The organism is Mesorhizobium sp. B4-1-1 (assembly GCF_006439375.1).
In the GTDB taxonomy this organism is placed as follows: Bacteria; Pseudomonadota; Alphaproteobacteria; order Rhizobiales; family Rhizobiaceae; genus Mesorhizobium.
In genome coordinates this window covers 126,229-143,688 of sequence record NZ_VFTH01000016.1, presented here as the reverse complement: position 1 = coordinate 143,688, position 17,460 = coordinate 126,229, and the positions used below count along the sequence as shown (strand labels likewise).

The 17,460-nt window shown below is 64.5% G+C and carries 16 protein-coding genes; 5 read left to right on the top strand and 11 right to left on the bottom strand.

Features of this window, described 5'->3' with window-relative positions:
* Positions 1-9: 9 nt before the first annotated feature.
* Entirely contained in the window at positions 10-978 is a 969-nt protein-coding gene (locus FJW10_RS21745; RefSeq protein WP_140901577.1) for an AraC family transcriptional regulator, read from the bottom strand.
* Between the two features lie 89 nt (positions 979-1,067).
* Between FJW10_RS21745 and FJW10_RS21740 the strand changes: the two genes are divergently transcribed.
* Positions 1,068-2,288, top strand: a complete 1,221-nt coding sequence (locus tag FJW10_RS21740) for an MFS transporter (RefSeq protein WP_140901576.1) — start codon at positions 1,068-1,070, stop codon at positions 2,286-2,288.
* A 66-nt stretch (positions 2,289-2,354) separates the two neighbouring features.
* Here FJW10_RS21740 and FJW10_RS21735 read toward each other — a convergent pair whose 3' ends face one another.
* Positions 2,355-2,702: a GFA family protein gene (locus tag FJW10_RS21735; RefSeq protein ID WP_140901575.1), complete on the bottom strand. Its 348-nt coding sequence runs from the start codon at positions 2,700-2,702 to the stop codon at positions 2,355-2,357.
* 117 nt (positions 2,703-2,819) lie between these two features.
* Between FJW10_RS21735 and FJW10_RS21730 the strand changes: the two genes are divergently transcribed.
* Positions 2,820-4,115: an amidase gene (locus tag FJW10_RS21730; RefSeq protein ID WP_140901574.1), complete on the top strand. Its 1,296-nt coding sequence runs from the start codon at positions 2,820-2,822 to the stop codon at positions 4,113-4,115.
* A gap of 73 nt (positions 4,116-4,188) precedes the next feature.
* Here FJW10_RS21730 and FJW10_RS21725 read toward each other — a convergent pair whose 3' ends face one another.
* The 4 genes from FJW10_RS21725 to FJW10_RS21710 all read right to left on the bottom strand — a co-directional run bounded on the left by FJW10_RS21725 (position 4,189) and on the right by FJW10_RS21710 (position 8,065).
* Positions 4,189-5,169, bottom strand: a complete 981-nt coding sequence (locus FJW10_RS21725) for a hydroxyacid dehydrogenase (RefSeq protein WP_140901573.1) — start codon at positions 5,167-5,169, stop codon at positions 4,189-4,191.
* Positions 5,170-5,231: 62 nt separating this feature from the next.
* A complete protein-coding gene (locus tag FJW10_RS21720) occupies positions 5,232-5,948 on the bottom strand; it encodes a FadR/GntR family transcriptional regulator (RefSeq protein ID WP_140901572.1) in 717 nt (238 codons plus the stop codon).
* A gap of 2 nt (positions 5,949-5,950) precedes the next feature.
* Positions 5,951-7,120: a mandelate racemase/muconate lactonizing enzyme family protein gene (locus tag FJW10_RS21715; RefSeq protein WP_140644633.1), complete on the bottom strand. Its 1,170-nt coding sequence runs from the start codon at positions 7,118-7,120 to the stop codon at positions 5,951-5,953.
* Positions 7,121-7,177: 57 nt separating this feature from the next.
* Entirely contained in the window at positions 7,178-8,065 is an 888-nt protein-coding gene (locus tag FJW10_RS21710) for a sugar phosphate isomerase/epimerase (protein WP_140644632.1), read from the bottom strand.
* A gap of 400 nt (positions 8,066-8,465) precedes the next feature.
* Here FJW10_RS21710 and FJW10_RS21705 point away from each other — a divergent pair, with 400 nt between their 5' ends.
* From FJW10_RS21705 to FJW10_RS21695, 3 genes are all read left to right on the top strand, one after another.
* Positions 8,466-9,521: a sugar phosphate isomerase/epimerase gene (locus FJW10_RS21705; protein ID WP_140709544.1), complete on the top strand. Its 1,056-nt coding sequence runs from the start codon at positions 8,466-8,468 to the stop codon at positions 9,519-9,521.
* A 145-nt stretch (positions 9,522-9,666) separates the two neighbouring features.
* A complete protein-coding gene (locus FJW10_RS21700) occupies positions 9,667-10,854 on the top strand; it encodes a Gfo/Idh/MocA family oxidoreductase (RefSeq protein WP_140784563.1) in 1,188 nt (395 codons plus the stop codon).
* Between the two features lie 228 nt (positions 10,855-11,082).
* Positions 11,083-11,934, top strand: a complete 852-nt coding sequence (locus tag FJW10_RS21695) for a sugar phosphate isomerase/epimerase (RefSeq protein WP_140901594.1) — start codon at positions 11,083-11,085, stop codon at positions 11,932-11,934.
* A 254-nt stretch (positions 11,935-12,188) separates the two neighbouring features.
* Here the strand turns inward: FJW10_RS21695 and phnE (FJW10_RS21685) are convergent, their stop codons facing one another.
* The 5 genes from phnE (FJW10_RS21685) to FJW10_RS21665 form a co-directional block, all read right to left on the bottom strand.
* Positions 12,189-13,556 (bottom strand): phosphonate ABC transporter, permease protein PhnE, encoded by a 1,368-nt coding sequence (gene phnE / locus FJW10_RS21685; RefSeq protein ID WP_140901571.1) that lies wholly within the window; start codon positions 13,554-13,556, stop codon positions 12,189-12,191.
* Between the two features lie 107 nt (positions 13,557-13,663).
* Positions 13,664-14,617 carry a phosphonate ABC transporter, permease protein PhnE gene (phnE, locus tag FJW10_RS21680; RefSeq protein ID WP_140901570.1) on the bottom strand — a complete coding sequence of 318 codons (954 nt, stop codon included), beginning with the start codon at positions 14,615-14,617 and terminating at the stop codon, positions 13,664-13,666.
* 54 nt (positions 14,618-14,671) lie between these two features.
* Positions 14,672-15,580 carry a phosphonate ABC transporter substrate-binding protein gene (gene phnD / locus FJW10_RS21675; RefSeq protein WP_140901569.1) on the bottom strand — a complete coding sequence of 303 codons (909 nt, stop codon included), beginning with the start codon at positions 15,578-15,580 and terminating at the stop codon, positions 14,672-14,674.
* Positions 15,581-15,720: 140 nt separating this feature from the next.
* The gene (gene phnC / locus FJW10_RS21670; protein WP_140836167.1) at positions 15,721-16,578 is read right to left on the bottom strand and encodes a phosphonate ABC transporter ATP-binding protein; all 858 of its coding nucleotides are present in this window, start codon (positions 16,576-16,578) and stop codon (positions 15,721-15,723) included.
* A 116-nt stretch (positions 16,579-16,694) separates the two neighbouring features.
* Positions 16,695-17,399, bottom strand: coding sequence for a DUF1868 domain-containing protein (locus FJW10_RS21665; RefSeq protein ID WP_181177619.1), 705 nt, complete (start codon positions 17,397-17,399; stop codon positions 16,695-16,697).
* Positions 17,400-17,460: the final 61 nt, after the last annotated feature.

The following is a 17,460-nucleotide window of genomic DNA, read 5'->3' as shown; positions in this document are numbered from 1 at the left end:
TGCTTGTGATCAGGATTGTTCGTCGGCGCCGGCGTGACGGAAATGGCTCGGCGCAACGCCCATCACCCGCTTGAAGGCGCGGCTGAAGGAGGCTTCCGAATCGTAGCCCAGCCTCGACGCCGCCACCGAAACCCGCATGCCGTCGCGGGTGAGCCATTGCCGCGCCTGGTGTATGCGCACGCGCAGCACATATTTGGCCGGCGTCTCGCCGACCACGATGGCGAAGCGCTGCGCAAAGGCGGAGCGTGAGGCGCCCATCATCCTGGCCAGCGTCTCGACCGTCCAGTCGCGCTCCGGCTGCAGGTGGATAGCGGCAAGCACCTTGCCGACATCCGGGTTGCGCACGGCGGCGATCCATCCGGTGGCGTCGCCGCAGCCATTCTCCACCCAGGAGCGGATGATGGTGGCTGCGAGCACGTCGGCCAGGCGGGCGAGGATGCCGCCGGAGCCGACGCGGTCCATCGTCACCTCGCCGGCCATCGCGTCGAGCAGATGCTGGATGCCGGGCGCGTTGGCCATCAGCTTATGCGCCTGCATCAGGTCGGGCATCATCTCCAGCAGCGGATGCGAGCCGTCGAGGTTGAAATGCATGCTGCCGCAAAACAGCAAGGTCTTGCAGCCATCGCAGCCGTTCGAGACGTCGTAGATGTTCTCGCATACGGGCTCGATCGTATAGCGGCCGATCGGCACCGGCGGCACGCCGGGCGCGCTCGCCAGCACATGCTCATCGCCGCGCGGGATCAGCAGCGCGTCGCCCACCGAGAGTTCTATCCATTCCTTGGCCGGCGAGAACAGCCAGCAGCCTTGCTGTCCGATGAAATGGAAGCGCGCCGCCTTCTGCGCGGGGAAGGAAACGGCCCAGGGTTCGCCAAGCACGCAGCGGCCGTAATCGACGCCGTCAAGGCGCAGGCCGCGCAACATGTCGGTCAGCGGGTCGCCGGAAGCCTGCAGAATGGTTTTGGACGAATTGTAATTCATTTCGGCGTTTCTAGCATGGAAACTCCACAGTGTCACGCCCATGTTGCAGCGCAATGTGATGTTGCGCTGCAACCTGCCGGAGATTTGCCATGACCGAACCTGCCACGGGCGTCATCGACGACGCTGTTCTGGATGGAGCCGATTCCGAGGAACGAGCCGAGCCCGCCTGGGGTGCTGTGGTCTCGCTGGCGCTCGGCGTTTTTGGCCTGGTGACCGCCGAATTCCTGCCCGCCAGCCTGCTGACGCGGCTGGCGCAGGACCTCGGCGTCAGCGAAGGCGCCGCCGGCCAGGCGGTGACGGCGACAGCCGTCGTCGGCGCGATCGCGGCGCCGACCATGGCGATCGTCACCAAGCGGCTCGACCGCCGGCTGGTCATGTGGATCCTCTCCGTCCTTTTGATCGTCTCCAACCTCGTCGCCGCCTTCGCGTCCTCGCTCACCATGCTGCTTCTTGCCCGCGTCGTGCTGGGCGTTGCGCTTGGCGGTTTCTGGTCGATGTCGGCGGCCATGGCGCTGCGGCTGGTGCCGATGCGGCTGATGCCGCGCGCCATGTCGATCATCCTCACCGGCGTCTCCGTCGCCACGGTCACGGCGGCCCCTGTCGGCGCCTATGTCGGCGATACCTGGGGCTGGCGCACCGCCTTCATGATCGCGGCGGTCGTCGGCGGGCTGGCGCTGCTGGTGCAGCTCGCCACCCTGCCAAGCCTGCCGCCGACCGCGGTCGCGAGCTTCCGCACGCTGGCCGAGGTGCTGAAGCGGCCGATGATCCGCATCGCGCTGCTGGTCGTTCTGCTGGTTGCCTCCGGTCAGTTTGCCGGCTTCACCTATGTGCGGCCGTTCCTGGAGACGGTGCCGGCGATGCCGATCGAAACCATCTCGCTGGTGCTGCTCGCCTATGGCATCGGCGGCTTCTTCGGCAATTTCGCCGGCGCCTTCCTGGCCGAGCGCAACCTGAAGATGGCGGTCGGCCTGGCGCCACTGCTGATCGCCTTGTCGGCGGCGGCGCTGCTCGTGCTCGGCGCCTCGCCGATAATGGCGGCTGTCGCGGTCACCGCCTGGGGCTTTGCCTTCGGCGCCGTGCCGGTCGGCCTGCAGACCTGGCTGGTGCGCGCCGCGCCTGACCAGGCCGAGAGCGCCGGCGGTCTGATGGTCGCGACCTTCCAGGTGGCGATCGCGCTTGGCGCCGTCGTCGGCGGCCTTCTGGTCGATCACGCCGGTGTCGCCACCGCCTTCGCCTATAGCGGCGTGGCGACCTTGCTCGCGGCGCTGGTAGCCTTCCTGATGGGACCGAAGCAGGCTCCGAGTAGCTAAGACTGCTTGCCTTCTCAGACATCGGCCCGGCGGCTCTCACGAGCGCCGGGCCGATAATTTTTAGCTTCAGGCCGAGCAGCCGTCGAACTCGAAGACTTCGATGGTCGCCAGATCGACGTCTTCCAGGCAGTTGATGTTGACATAGGCGGATCGTTCGTTGCCCTCGCTGACATCCTCGGCAAACGGGTGCATGCCGCAGGTGCGGCAGAAACGATGCGCGATCGTGCCTTTGCCGAATGTGTAGCGGCCGAGGTCGTCGCCCCAGGCGACCAGATTGAACTTCTCATGCGGCACGGCCCATAACAGCGCGCCCTTGCGCCGGCAGATCGAGCAATTGCAGCGCACGGCCATGCCGAGCTCGCCCTCGACCTCGAACGCCACCTTGCCGCAGTGGCAGCTGCCTTTGTACAGCATCAGCATCTTCCCATCGCTGGCAGGGTGCAAAGGCACGCCTGCCGGGTTACCTCTTGGCTGGCCCAACACAGGCCGCGCCTAAAAGACGTTGCAACTTTGCAGGGCCCGACATCGAAAATGCAATCCATCCGAGACCGGCTTGAAATCATCCTGTCACGTCTTGCCAATCGCGCGGTCGACGAGAAGGTCTACACGAAACTCTACGCCGAGGCGGCGCGTGCAGCCGCCGATGCGGCCGATGCCCGCCGCAAGGCCGGTGTGAGCCTCGGACCGCTCGACGGGCGCATCGTCTCGATCAAGGACCTGTTCGATGTCGCCGGAGAGCCGACGACGGCCGGGTCGCTGATCCATGCCGAGGCCCCAGCCGCCGCGCGAGACGCGGCGATCCTGCAAAGGCTGCGCCAGGCGGGCGCCGTGATCCTCGGCAAGACCAACATGACCGAGTTCGCCTTCACCGCGATCGGCGACAATCCGCATTACGGCACGCCGGGCAATGCCGCCGATCCCAGCCTCATCCCGGGCGGGTCGTCGTCCGGCGCGGGCGTTGCGGTCGGCGAGGGCACGAGCGACATCTCGATCGGTTCGGACACCGGCGGCTCTGCGCGCATCCCGGCCTCGCTCAACGGTGTCGTCGGCTTCAAGCCGACGGCGGGGCGCGTGCCTCTGACCGGCGCCTTTCCGCTATCGATGACGCTCGATTCGATCGGTCCGCTTGCCCGCAGCGTTGCCGATTGCGCGATTGCCGATACGATCATGGCGGGACAAGAGCCAACGGCGCTTCGGCCGGTCCCACTCGCCGGCCTGCGCATCGGCATCCCGCGCGGCGTCTTGTTCGGCGAGACGCAAGCGGAGGTCGCCGCGGCCTTCGAGGGCTGCATCGACAGGATCGGTCAGGCCGGTGCCCGCGCTGCCGATTTGTCCATCGACGATCTCATCGCCGAGATGCGCGCCGCCACCAGACGCGGCACGATCGCCTCCATGGAAGGCGCGGAAGTGCATGCCGACTGGCTGGCGAGCGGCACCTCGGTACCGGTCGATCCGCATGTCACCGGGCCATTGTCGCGCGCGCTGGCTGTTCCCGCTTCAGCCTATATCCGCACGATCCGCCGTCGCGGCGAGCTTGTGGCGGCCATGGCAGAACGGCTGGAGACGATCGATGTGCTGGCCTTGCCGACCGTGCCGATGGTCGCGCCTTCCATTGCCGCCATGGCCGGCGACGAAGCGCTGCACGACAAGACGGAAGGGCTGCTCTTGCGCAACACGCAGGTCGCCAACCAGTTCGACCTCTGCGCGATCTCGCTGCCCATGCCCGGCATGAAGCTGCCGGCTGGTTTGATGCTGGTGGGCAAGCACGGGCACGACAGTCATCTGCTGCGCATTACCGCCGCGGTCGAGACTTTGCTTGGCCGTTGATAGGGCGCGGCGAACCGGGGGGGCGCTGTCCCGCTGTCATCTCTGGCTGCATCGTCGCGATGGTCGCCGGGAACTAACCGTCGGCCGGAAAGCGCCGCCGGTAGTGCTCGACGACTTCCGGATTGCGCAGATTGACCGGCAATTTGCCGGCGAGCACCAGCAACGCCTCGCCGGCGGCGCCGATCCCCATGCGCATCATCGATTCCTCGGTGATGCCGGCCATATGCGGGGTAACAATGACATTGTCGAAAGCGAAATAAGGATGGTTGGGCGGCAGCGGCTGCGTGGAAAAAACGTCGAGCGCGGCGCCGCCGATGCGGCCCTTTTGCAGCGCTTCGATCAGCGGCTCGTCGTCGACCACCGGGCCGCGCGAGACATTGATCAGCAGCGCGTTGGGCTTCATGCGGGCGATGCGCTCGCGGCTGATCAGGCCGCGCGTCTCCTCCGTCAGCGGACAGCAGAGCACGATGATATCGCTCTGCTCGACCAGCGCGTCGATCGACAGGAAGCCGACACGTTCGGGCGCCGGGCGCAGGCTTCGCGTGGTCGCCACGACATTGAGGTCGAAGCCGTGCGCGGCGATATGGCCGACGGCCTGGCCGACCGCGCCGAGGCCGACGATGCCGACCGTCTTGCCGGCCAACTCGCTGGTCGAATTGGCATGCTCGCGCCCGGCAAGCCAGCCCTTGGCGCGCAGGTCGCGGTCCATCGTTCGGAAGCGCCGCAGCAGGGCAAGGGCCACGAACATCACATGCTCGGCGACCGAGCGGGCATTGACGGCGGGCACGTTCGCGACCAGCACGCCGGCGGCGGTGGCCGCCTCGACCGGGATCATGTCCAGCCCGGCACCGTGGCGGATCGCGGCGCGCAGGCTCGAAGCACCCGCAAACAGCTCCGGCGGCAGCGGCGCGCGCACGATGACGATGTCGGCGTCGCTCGCTTCGGCGGTCAGCGTTTTGGCATCGAGCGCGGAAGCGACGGCCAGCCGCCCGGCCCCGGCCAGCATCGCCGTGGCGCGCGGATGCAGCGGATGCGTCGAGAGGATCTTGCGCATGAGGTTTTGTTTTTCTCCGCATTTCCGCGACGCCAAGCGATAACGCCTGGCTGCAAAATGCTCTAGGCCTTTTCGAGCACCGCGCTTTCCGGCTCCGTTGCTCGGCCTTCGATGATCCCCTTCCAGTAGCTCTCGGCGCCCTGCAAATGGGCGTTCATCAGGGCCTGGGCGAGGTTGCCGTCGCGACGCAACAGCGCTTCGTAGATCTGGATATGCTCGGCATGCGAGCGCACGCTGCGTTCGGGATCGTTGAAATAGATCGGCAGGCGCTGCTCGCCCATCAGGTAATAGACGCTGCAGATGTTGTGGAAGACGCTGTTCTTGGTCGCGCGCACGATCTCGAGGTGGAACTCGCGGTCCTCCTTGGCGAGGCCTTCGCCGGCGGCGATGCGCTCTTCGGAGGCCTTCAGGATCTCGCGCAGGCGTCCGAAGTTTTCCTCGGTGGCGCGCGAACAGGCAAGCTCGGCCGCCTTGATCTCGTGGATCTTGCGCAACTCGACGGTCTCGTAGATCTGCACCGGATCGAGCGGCAGGCCCGCGCGGGCGAAAAGCGCCAGCGCTTCCACGCTCGCCTGCTTGGTGTCGATATAGATGCCGGACTTGGCGCGTCGCTCGACGATGCGCATGGCTTCCAGGATGGCCAGCGCTTCGCGGATCTGGCCGCGGCTGACGCCAAAATGCTCCGCCAGCTCGCGCTCCGAGGGCGTGCGGCCGGACTCCTTGTCCGAGTTGGCGAAGAGGTAGGCGGCAAGTTCCGCGAGAAGGTTCTTTTCTTTCATCGTCAAATACGTTGCGCGTGCGCCTCCAGGAATCGCTCGGAGATGGTGAAACCCAATCCAGGCTTTTCAGGGATCGCTATCATACCGTCCTTCGCTTCGACAGTCTCCTCGACAAGGTCGTGGATCATCGGGTTAGCGCCGAGCGAATATTCGATGATGAAGCTGGCGGGCGAGGCGGCACAGACATGCAGCCCGGCAAAGAAGCAGGGCGCGCCGGCCCACAGGTGCGGCGCGAAGCGCAGGTTGAAGGCGCTGGCGATGGTGCCGATCTTCATCGCCTCGCTGATGCCGCCGCAAAACGCCGGATCCGGCTGGAAGATGTCGGCCGATTTCAGCACCGCCAGATCGCGGAAGGCGTAGCGCGTCGCCTCGCTTTCGCCTGTCGCGATCGGCATCGCGCCCGAGGCGCGCACTTCGGCCATGCCCGGCTTATCGTCGGCGATCACCGGTTCCTCGAACCAGGCAAGGTCGAGATCGGCGGTTAGCTTGATGAAGCGCTTGGCCTCGGCGACGGTGTAGGTGCCATGCGCATCGACCATCAGATCGACATCCGGCCCGATCGCCTGCCTTGCGGCGCGCACGCGCGCGGCCGAGACATGCGGGGCGCCGTCCATGGCGCCGACGCGCATCTTCAGCGCCTTGAAGCCGCCCTTGGCGATATAGGATTTCAACTGCTCGCCGATGGCGTCGGCAGCGGCCCAGCCGCCCGAGGCGTAGGCCTGCATCCGCTCGACCTTGCGACCGCCAAGCAGCCGCCATACCGGCTGCCCCAGCGATTTGCCGAGAATGTCCCAGAGCGCGATGTCGACGGCGCTGATCGCCGCGACGCTCATGCCGCGCCGCGCCAGCTGCGGCATGGCATGGCCGGCATGCGCCGCTGTCTCGTACCGCACACCGTTGTAGAGCATTTCCCAGATGATGCCGATGTCGGCCGGATCGCGGCCGATGAGCTGCGGGCCGATCTCGTGGTTGAGCATATGGACGAGCGCGCCATAGCTGCCGGCGCTGCCGGCGGCGTTCTTGCCCTCGCCCCAGCCGACCAGGCCGTCATCGGTCTCGATGCGCAAAATGGCGGCGTCGAACGTCGTCACCTGACCGAAGTCGCTGCGATGCTGCTTCGCGACTTCGATCGGGATACGAACCCACCAGGCCTGGACGCGTTTGATGCGCATGTTTTCCCTTCGGCCCCTCCGCCCGCCGGGTGGAAGGGATAGGTTTCAATCGGAGGCCTACTTGATCAGCGGCAGCAGCGTTTCGGCGGTGATGCGCATCTGGTCGGTGTAGAATTTTTCCGTGAGCACGCTGGAGCCGTGGTCCTGGATGAACTTGAGCTGCTCGGGCGAGATGTCGACCGGATTGCGCTCGACCATCTCCGGATAGGGCGCCGCCGGCGTGCGGTCGACGGGCGCGACGAACTCGTTGGTCAGCGCGCCGTCATAGCCGACTTCCTTCAGCGTGCGCACGATCTTCGGCCAGTCGATCTGGCCAAGGCCGGCGGCGAAGCGGTTGTTGTCGGCGACATGGAAATCGAACAGGCGTTTGCCGACCTGGCGGATCGCGTCATAGACGTTAAATTCCTCCATATGGATATGGTAGGCGTCGAGGCAGACGCCGCATTCGGGACTCACCGCATCGGCGAGCGCCAGCGCCTGGGCGCCGCGGTTGAAGAGATAGGTCTCGAAGCGGTTGAGCGGCTCGACGGCGATCCTGACGCCGACCTTCTTGGCATGGGTGAAACACTCGCGCGTGGCGTCGACCACCCAGCCCCATTCCTCCGCCTCGGTGCCGTCCGGCACGACCTTGCCGACAGTCGCGGGCACCAGCGTGATGATCTCGCCGTCGAGCTCGCTCACCATGGTGAGCACGTCCTTGACATATTGGACCGAGCGCTCGCGCTGGCCCTGGTCCTTGGCGGCGAGGTTGCGCTCGCCTAGCATCAGCGTCACCGAACCCCAGCAGCGGATGCCGTGCTCCTTGAGAAGCGCACGCGTCTCCTTGGTCTTGTACTGCTCGGGCTCGCCGGAAATCTCGATCGATTCGTAGCCGAATTTCTTGATGCGCTTGAGCGTCACCTCCAGCGGCTCCGCCCGCATCCAATTGTGCGTCGAAAGATGCATGGTCTATCCTTCCCAGAATTCGCCTGTCACGTTTTACCCCGCGACGGCTCCGATAGAAGCGGTCGCACGTTTCCTCCCCAAGGCGTTGCCAGCATTTTTCCTGAAACTGGTTCGACCAATTGGGCCTTCCATGACCTCTACAGCAAATTTTCATGCACGGCAAGAAGTGGGTGGATGACACCAAATCAATCAGTCAATGGTCTGATTTTATAAGGTAATTTCGCTCATTTGTTCGAAATCCCGAGCTGTCCTCGTCGATTTGGACCGCTTGACCGAATTACGGGATTTGGTAATACCAGAATGGCGCGACGCATAGACGCCGACAGTATTGACCAAACAGGCTGGCCCTCACTTCAATCGGCGCTATGCTTGGTCGCGAAAACAATGAGGGAGGATGCCGATGCCGACGACGATGAAGGGCCCCGGCCTGTTTCTGGCGCAGTTCGCGGGCGATGCCGCGCCGTTCAATTCGCTGGCTTCGATCACCAAATGGGCGGCCGGGCTCGGCTACAAGGGCGTGCAGATCCCGACCTGGGACGGGCGCCTGTTCGACCTCAAGAAGGCGGCGTCGTCGAAGGCCTATTGTGACGAGGTGAAAGGCATCTGCGCCGATGCCGGCGTCGAGATCACGGAATTGTCGACGCATCTGCAGGGCCAACTGGTCGCCGTTCATCCAGCCTATGACGCGCAGTTCGACGGCTTTGCGCCGGCCGAGGTGCACAACAACCCCAAGGCGCGCCAAAAATGGGCGGTCGAGCAGATGAAGTTCGGCGCCAAGGCATCGAGGAATCTCGGGCTGAATGCTTCGGTGTCGTTCACCGGCTCGCTGGCTTTCCCCTACCTTTATCCGTTCCCGCAGCGGCCGGCCGGGCTGATCGAGGAGGCCTTCTCCGAACTCGGCAAGCGCTGGAAGCCGATCCTCGATGTCTACGAGGACAATGGCGTCGATGTCGGTTATGAGATCCACCCTTCCGAGGACGTGTTCGACGGCGCCACCTTCGAGATGTTCCTCGACGCGGTCGGCGGCCACAAGCGCTGCAACATCAATTACGATCCGTCGCATTTCCTGCTGCAGCAGCTCGATTATCTCGAGTTCATCGACATCTACCACGAGCGGATCAAGGCGTTCCACGTCAAGGACGCCGAGTTCAATCCGACCGGGCGGCAAGGCGTCTATTCCGGCTACCAGGGCTGGGTGAACCGGGCGGGCCGCTTCCGTTCGCTGGGAGACGGGCAGGTGGATTTCGGCGGCATCTTCTCGAAGCTTACCCAGTACAACTACGATTCCTGGGCGGTGCTGGAGTGGGAATGCTGCCTGAAGCATCCCGAGGACGGGGCGGCCGAAGGCGCGCCCTTCATCCAGCATCACATCATCCGGGTCACGGAGAAAGCCTTCGACGATTTCGCCGGCGGCACCAGCGACAAGAAGCTGTTGCGGGCGATGATGGGGATTTGACCTACGAACTCTGCTTGAGGAGATTCGGCCACAGGTCCGGGTGGGTTGAATCCCAAGTCGCAGCGGACTCTATACCCCAACCCCGACGCTGCGCGTCGACCCTTCCCGCAAGGGGGAGGGTGAGGAGCTAAAGAGAGGACAAGAAATGGTCGGCGCATCGAAGTCGGAAGCGGGAGGCGGCCCGATCCGCTATGGCATGGTTGGCGGCGGGCAGGGTGCCTTCATCGGCGCGGTGCATCGCATCGCGGCGCGCATGGACAACGACTTCGTACTGGTGGCCGGCGCGCTGTCGTCGGATCCGGTGCGGGCGAAGGCATCGGCCGAAGAACTCGGACTCGATCCCGCGCGCAGCTACAGCTCCTACGCCGAGATGGCGAAGGCCGAGGCCAAGCGCCCCGACGGCATCGAGGCGGTGGCGATCGTGACGCCCAACAATGTGCATGTGCCGGCTGCCAAGGCCTTCCTCGAGGCCGGTATCCACGTCATCTGCGACAAGCCGCTGGCGACTTCGCTGGCCGAGGCGAAGAAGCTCGCGGCCCTTGTCGAGAAGACCGGCAAGGTATTCGTGCTGACGCACAACTACACCGCCTACCCGATGATCCGGCAGGCGCGCGAGATGGTGGCCAAGGGCCAACTCGGCGACATCCGCATCGTGCAGTCCGAATATCCGCAGGACTGGCTGACCGAGGACCTCGCCGCCACCGGCCAGAAGCAGGCCTCGTGGCGCTCCGACCCCAAGCAGGCAGGCGCCGGCGGCGCGCTGGGCGACATCGGCACGCATGCCTACAATCTCGCCCGCTTCGTGTCCGGGCTGGAGCTAGATTCACTTTCGGCCGATCTCGATGCGTTCGTGCCGGGGCGCCAGCTCGACGACAATGTCAACGTCATGCTGCGCTTCAAGCCGGTCGGCAACAAGCATCCGGCCAAGGGCATGATCTGGGCAAGCCAGGTGGCGCCCGGCCATGAGAATGGGCTGAAGCTGCGCATCTATGGCTCCAAGGGTGGGCTGGAATGGGTGCAGGCCGATCCGAACTATCTCTGGTACACGCCGTTCGGTCAGCCGAAGCAGTTGCTAACCCGCGCCGGCGCCGGCGCGATGCCGGTCGCAGCGCGCGTCAGCCGCGTGCCGTCCGGCCATCCGGAGGGCTATCTCGAAGGTTTTGCCAATATCTACCAGGAGGCGGCCCGCGCCATCCGCGCGGCACGCAGGAAGGGCGGCAAGCCAGGCAAGGACGTCGTCTTCCCGACGATCGCGGACGGCGTCGAAGGCATGGCCTTCATCGAGGCCTGCGTGAAGTCGTCGAAGAAGAATGGGGCGTGGACGAAACTGTAGGACGGCTGCGTCGTCCAAGGGAGTCCCCCTCACCCGGATTGCCAGCCGAATTGCGAAGAGCAATTCGGGGCAAATCCGACCTCTCCCCGAGGGGAGAGGAGACAAGCGACGCCGGTGCCGACCTCTTCTCCCCTCGGGGAGAAGGTGGCCGCGAAGCGGCCGGATGAGGGGGAGTGTGCGGCGTAGCCGACGGAGGGGTTGGGCGGCCGTTAGAGGGAGGGGATGTCGATGAAGATCGGCATGTGCATGTTCTTGTGGACGACCAGCGTCTCGAAGAAGCACGAGGCGCTGCTGAAGGACATCAAGGCGACCGGCTTCGACGGCGTCGAGATACCGGTCTTCGTCGGGGCGCCCGACGACTACAAGAAACTCGGCGAAATGCTCGACTGCATCGGCCTTGAGCGCACCGCGGTCTCGGCGATGGGCGATCCGGCGATGAACCTGATCTCGCCGGATGCCGCGACCCGCAAAGCCGGCGTCGACTACATGAAATGGGCGGTCGACTGCAGCGCCGCGCTCGGCGCGGACACCCTCAGCGGGCCGCTGCATTCGACGCTGGGCGCCTTTTCCGGCAGCGGGCCGACGGCGGCCGAGAAGAAGCGATCGGTCGCCTCGCAACGCGCCATCGGCGACCATGCCGGCAAGAAGGGCGTGACCATCGGGCTCGAAGCGCTCAACCGCTTCGAATGCTACCTCGTCAACACCATGGCCGACCTGTCGGAGCATATCGACGCGATCGACCGGCCGCACATCAAGGCGATGTACGACACCTTCCACGCCAATATCGAGGAGGCCGATCCGATCGGCGCCTATACGAAGCATCGCCGAAACGTCGTCCATATCCACATTTCGGAGAATGACCGCGGCGTTCCTGGGCGCGGCAACATCCCCTGGAAGGAGACTTTCGCGGCGATCCGCCGGACCGGATACGACGACTGGCTGACCATCGAGTCGTTTGGACGCTCGCTGAAGGACCTGGCTGCGGCGACGAAGGTGTGGCGCGATTTCGCGGAGAGCCCGGAGGCGGTTTATCGCGAGGGGTACAGGCATATCAGGGATGGGTGGAAGAAGGCGGGCTAGGCGGTCTGATCGGGCGATCGTGATGCCTTGCCCATGCGTTCGCGACGATTGTGAGGTGGTTCCCCCACTCCGTCGCTGCTCCGCAGCGCCACCTCTCCCCCCTCCGGAGGGAGAGGAAAGGAGCCAAGGCTGGCGAGCTCGCGCCTTTCCTCTCCCCCGTCGATCGGGGGAGAGGTGTCGAGCGAAGCTCGACGGAGTGGGGGGTCGACCCTTGGCGCGGCACTATACGATGCCCGCGCTTCCGCGCCACAAGGCTACCCCCGCTCGGCCTGCAGCCTGTTGTAATCGTGCAGCGTGCGGCTCAGCCTTCGGCGCAGGAAGTTCGAGATGTTGTCGAAGATGAAGACGACGAGCAGCGTCAGCAGCACCATGTAGAAGACGTTGGCCCAGTTCGAGTTGGTGCGCATAGCTTCCCATAGTTTCAGGCCGATGCCGCCGGCGCCGACGGCGCCGATGATGGTGGCGCCGCGGGTGTTGGATTCCCACTGGTAGAGCGTCTGGCTGATGAAGACCGGCACCACTTCCGGCATCACGCCGTAGCGCTGCACGAGCAGGCCGTTGGCGCCGGTCGAGAGCACGCCTTCGCGCGGCTTGTCGTCGATGTTCTCAAGCGCTTCGGAATAGGTTTTGCCCAATGTGCCGATCTCGGTGAAGAAGATCGCCGCGCTTCCGGCCAGCGGTCCGGGGCCGAAGGCGCGGGTGAAGAACAGTGCCCAGATCAGCATGTCGACCGAGCGCATGAAGTCGAAGAAGCGTTTCAGCACCTGGCTGAGCAGGCCGCTCGGCGTGATGTTGCGGGCGGCGAAGAAGGCGAGCGGGAAGGCGACGATACCGCCGAGCAGGGTGCCGAGGAACGCCATGACGATGGTCTGCAGGAGTTTCGTCCAGACATCGCCGTGCTGCCACTGCGCGTTGTTCCAGATGTTGTCGGCGACCAAGGCGAGGTTCGACGTGCCGGGCTGAAGCTCAGGCCCGGAGACGATCAGCGAGATGACCTCGCCGGCCGATTTGCCGAAGAAGGGCGAGCGCGTGTCGAAGACGAAATTGGCCCAGCCGAGGAAGCGCTTGCGAACCTTGACGCGGTCGACGGTGACGCGCACCTCGCCGGCGAAGCCCATCTTGGCGACGATCTCGTCGTCATGGACGGTCACCCAGTCGGGCACCGCGCCTGTGACCACCGGCTTGCCGCCGGTCAGCGCTATCGGCACGGTCACGCCATTGGCCGTGATCGTCGCCCTGGTCTTGTCGAAGGTGACGGATTTCGCATCGCCGTCGATCCGGACCGTGAAGGTGCCGTCGGGGTTCCTGACCACCCAATCGGGATTGGGGTTCTCGCCGAGCGCCGAAAAGCGCGGATATTTCGGCGTGATCTCAGGCTGGTCGAGGCGGAACTCCGGCTGCAGGTCGTAGCTGATCCATTGCGACAGAAAGAGGGGCAGGCGCTCCCAGTGCGACTCGCGCAGCACCTGCGGCAGGCTGAAGAACCATGCGGCATAGATGAGATAAAGTATGGTGCCGGCGACCAGGAATGGCAGGCCGAAGCGCTTGTAAAGCGGTCGCCGGAACACTTGCGGGAAGCGCTCCTCGATCGACAGCATTTCTTCGGCGGTCAAATTCGTCATGGTCTATCTTTTGTTTTAACTATGATCTTTCCGAACCGAAGGTCAGCGAACGCAAAAACCGGGCTCCCACTTTTCGCCGACGTGGTCCTTCGGTTGGAGATCATGGTCTAGGCACCCAACAAGAAGGCTTGCTCGCCGACAAGCTTGCGGCGCAGCCAGGCGGAGAACTGGTCGACGATGAAAATCGTCGTGAACAGCAGCAGGACCAGGGCCAGCGTCTTGGCGCCGAAACCGCGCGAGATGGAAAGCTTCAGCTCCTCGCCGATGCCGCCGCCGCCGACAGCGCCGATGATGGTCGAGGCGCGCACGTTGATCTCGATCCGGAGCAGCGTGTAGGACATGAAATTGGGCAGTACCTGCGGCAGGTCAGCGAAACGCACGCGCTCGAACCAGTTGGCGCCGACGGCGCGCAGGCCCTCCTCCGGGCGCATGTCGATGTTCTCGTTGATCTCGTAGAACAGCTTGCCGAGCGCGCCGACCGAATGCAGGCCGATGGCGATGATGGCGGCCACCGGGCCGACCGAGACGATGGCCGCGAACAGGCCGGCAATGACGATCTCGGGGAAGGCGCGCAACAGTTCCATGAAGCGCTTGATGAACAGCCGCAGAATTGGGCTCGGCGTCAGGTTGCGCGCCGCGATGAAGGAAAACGGAACGGCAAAGACGAAGCCGATGAAAGTCGCGACCAGCGCCGTGTTGACCGTGGTCAGCATCAGCTCGAAATATTCGGGGATATAGAACCCGCCCCAGATATAGACGCGACCGAGCGGGAAGTTGAACTCCTGCGTGCCTTTGTCATGCGGCGAAGCGACGTCGAACAGCGCCCGCCAGACGTCGTTCCAGTCCTTCGGAATCAGCCAGCTCAGGAAATCGAGGATATGCGGCAGCCGCTCGAAGAAATGGCCCGCATTGGCCTCGTCGGCAAACCACATACTCGCCACCATCGCGGCAAGCAAAAGGCCGACACCGAGCGCCGTGTAGAAGCGGCGCAGCGAGGTTTGGCGCCGCCAGGCGTCGGCCTGTTGGCGGATCGCGTCGGAATGGATTGTCGCTGTTGTCATGACGGGCATGAAAAAGGGCGGCGCTTTGGCAACGCCGCCCCTTTCCTGATGTCGTCAGCCGCCGATCGCCGCTTTGCGGGCTTCGATGATGACGCTGTAGAAGTCGGACTTTACCGGGACGTAGCCGGTGAAATCGCCACCTTCGACGCCCTCGAAGCAAGCCTTGTCCTTGGTCGGCAACTGGGTGAAGAAGTCGGTAAGCTTGGCGGCCATGTCGTCGCCGAGTGCGGTGCGGACAACCAGCGGGCCGTTCGGGATCAGGCCCGAGCGCCAGACTTCGACGAAGTCGTTCGGGTCAGCGGCGCCCTTGGCAACGACCTTGTGGAAGGTGCCGGAGGTGAAGCCGTTCTTGAAGTCGCCGATGCCGGAGGAATCGTCCACCGCCACGTCCACCTTGCCGTCGCGCATGGCGAGGAGGTTGTTCTCGTGGCCACCGTTGAACTGGGTCGAAGCGAAGAAGGTATCGTTCGCCATGCCGGTGGTCTTCGGGATCTGGGTCAGCGGGATCAGATAGCCGGAGGTCGAGTCCGGATCGGCGTAGCCGAGCTTCTTGCCCTTGGCCGACATGATGTCGGTGATGCCGGAGGATTTCAGCGCCAGGCCGATCGAATAATAGCCGGTGGAGCCGTCGGTCTGCTTGGTGGTGAGGATCGGGGTGACCGCCTTCGGATCCTTGAGATAGACGCTGGCGTAGCCGGAAGCGCCAAGCTCGGCGAAGTCGAGCGTGCCGCCGAGCAGGCCCTGGATGACGCCATCATAGTCGGCGGCGGGGAACAGCGACACCTTCTCGAAGCCGAATTCCGACTTCAGGTGGTCGGCGAGGCACTGGTAATTGCGCAGGCGGTCGGTCTCGTTCTCGCCGCCGAGGATGCCGACGCGGAATTCCTTGATGTCAGCGGCATGCGCGGCGCTTGCCGCCATGGCGAGCAGCGAAACCGCCCCAAAAACCATCTTCCTGAACATTTCGATCTCTCCTGTTGTTCCGGCTGCGCGCCGGCTGCGTTCTGATTTTTCAAGTCTTGCCTTTGACGCTGGCGGGCGATCCGGGTTGCTCTGCTGAAATCCACGATTTGCCCGCACCGGCTGGGCCCGGGACGGTGGACTCAGTAGCCAGGGAAGGCTGGTTCGAGCGGTCCGGCGGATGCGGTGATCTTCGGCCTGATGGTCACGCTGGTCGACGTGATGGCTTCGGAGATCTCGGCGCCGCTGGCGTCGGCGCCATAGACCGTGCGCACGGCGTCGCGGTCGAGGTCTTCCGGGGCGCCGTCGAAGACGACCTTGCCGGCGGCCATGCCGATGATGCGGGTGCAATAGGCGCGCGCGGTGTCCAGCGTGTGCAGGTTGGTGACGACGGTGATGCCTTCACGCAGATTGATGTCGCGCAGCGAATCCATCACCACCTTGGCGTTGAGCGGATCGAGCGAGGCGATCGGCTCGTCGGCTAGGAGTACCTTCGGCTCCTGCATCATGGCCCGGGCGATCGCCACGCGCTGCTGCTGGCCGCCGGACAGCGTGCCGGCCGGCTGCAGCGCCGTACGTGCGATGTCGAGGCGCTCGAGCGCGGCGACCGCCTCGGCGCATTCGGTGCGCGTGAACATGCCCAGCAGATTGGAAACCGTCGAGCGATGGTTGAGGCGGCCGAGCAGCACATTGGTCAAGACGTCGAGGCGCGGCACGAGGTTGAACTGCTGGAAGATCATGGCGCAGTCGCGCTGCCAGCGGCGCAGCGACGAGCCGTGCAGGCTGGAGACCTCGGCGCCGTCAAAAAAAATCGACCCGTGGCTGGGATCGATGAGACGGTTGATCATGCGCAAAAGCGTCGACTTGCCGGCGCCGGAACGACCGATGATACCAACCATCTGGCCGCGCGGGATCGAGATGTTGATGTCGCTGACGGCGGTGTTCTTGCCAAATCGTCGGGTTACGCCGCGGATCTCAAGCGTGGCCGATGATGCTGACATACCAAAACTCCAGTCCGTCGCGCTTTTGCAGGTCTGTTAACCTTCGCTAGCGCAGGCCGATGAAGCTGCGGTGTCGGATTGATGTCAGTTTTGTTACGTCCCACAGGCTTGGAGATTCAACCAAGCACCAGCAATTCCTCGAAATGCTTCATGTCCTTGAAGCTGCAGAAGGCCGGAGGCTTGAGCTCGATCACTGGAGCCTCGCGCTCGAGGAATGACAGGCAGTCATCGAACAATTCTTGCCAGGCGCCGCCCCGCTCGTCGGCGAGACGGCGGACCTGGTAGGCTAAGGTGATGTGGAAGACATAAGTGTCGTGATCCGGATGGCGATAGCCGAACGGCGCTGAAAGGGCGTCGCGCCAGGCCTTCATTATCTGCCGGTCTTCCTCGGAAGCGCCGGCGACGGTGAGGCCGGTCGGCACGACTTCGACGGCCTTGACCTTGAAGGGGCCGTGGCTCTCGAAGCCTTGCAGGCGTTCGAGATAGAGGCGGGTCATGTCGTCGATGCCGGTGTCGAGCGGCACGTCCGATGGCCAGTCGGGAAGGCGGCGCCGGTATTCGATGATGCCCTGAAAGAGCGTCATGTGAAGGCTGGAGATCGGCGTGAAGGCGAGCCGATCGGCGTCGGGCATGGTGCGGATGCGCTCGCGCACCTCGATGACGGCGGCTTCGGAAGGCGAGCCCTCGACCAGATGGCAGACGACCGTGTTGCCTGGTTCGAGGAGGAAGTTGCCCGACATGTCGTAACGGGTGCCGAGATGGATAGGTGAAGCCCGATTGGTGCCTTCGAAATAGGCGGCAAGCGAGGGTCTGGCGGTCATGGCAATCTCCTTGGAGAGATGCCTCCTGTCGGAGTCACATGTCAGGGATGTGAATGGTGAC

Coding starts and splice junctions, on each gene's coding strand:
- FJW10_RS21735 (WP_140901575.1), bottom strand. CDS start 2,702: ATGCTGTACAAAGGCAGCTGCCACTGCGGCAAGGTGGCGTTCGAGGTC.
- FJW10_RS21665 (WP_181177619.1), bottom strand. CDS start 17,399: ATGACCGCCAGACCCTCGCTTGCCGCCTATTTCGAAGGCACCAATCGG.
- FJW10_RS21700 (WP_140784563.1), top strand. CDS start 9,667: ATGGTCGGCGCATCGAAGTCGGAAGCGGGAGGCGGCCCGATCCGCTAT.
- phnE (WP_140901570.1), bottom strand. CDS start 14,617: ATGACAACAGCGACAATCCATTCCGACGCGATCCGCCAACAGGCCGAC.
- FJW10_RS21695 (WP_140901594.1), top strand. CDS start 11,083: ATGAAGATCGGCATGTGCATGTTCTTGTGGACGACCAGCGTCTCGAAG.
- FJW10_RS21715 (WP_140644633.1), bottom strand. CDS start 7,120: ATGCGCATCAAACGCGTCCAGGCCTGGTGGGTTCGTATCCCGATCGAA.
- FJW10_RS21730 (WP_140901574.1), top strand. CDS start 2,820: ATGCAATCCATCCGAGACCGGCTTGAAATCATCCTGTCACGTCTTGCC.
- phnE (WP_140901571.1), bottom strand. CDS start 13,556: ATGACGAATTTGACCGCCGAAGAAATGCTGTCGATCGAGGAGCGCTTC.
- FJW10_RS21705 (WP_140709544.1), top strand. CDS start 8,466: ATGCCGACGACGATGAAGGGCCCCGGCCTGTTTCTGGCGCAGTTCGCG.
- FJW10_RS21740 (WP_140901576.1), top strand. CDS start 1,068: ATGACCGAACCTGCCACGGGCGTCATCGACGACGCTGTTCTGGATGGA.
- FJW10_RS21720 (WP_140901572.1), bottom strand. CDS start 5,948: ATGAAAGAAAAGAACCTTCTCGCGGAACTTGCCGCCTACCTCTTCGCC.
- phnC (WP_140836167.1), bottom strand. CDS start 16,578: ATGTCAGCATCATCGGCCACGCTTGAGATCCGCGGCGTAACCCGACGA.
- FJW10_RS21710 (WP_140644632.1), bottom strand. CDS start 8,065: ATGCATCTTTCGACGCACAATTGGATGCGGGCGGAGCCGCTGGAGGTG.
- phnD (WP_140901569.1), bottom strand. CDS start 15,580: ATGTTCAGGAAGATGGTTTTTGGGGCGGTTTCGCTGCTCGCCATGGCG.
- FJW10_RS21725 (WP_140901573.1), bottom strand. CDS start 5,169: ATGCGCAAGATCCTCTCGACGCATCCGCTGCATCCGCGCGCCACGGCG.
- FJW10_RS21745 (WP_140901577.1), bottom strand. CDS start 978: ATGAATTACAATTCGTCCAAAACCATTCTGCAGGCTTCCGGCGACCCG.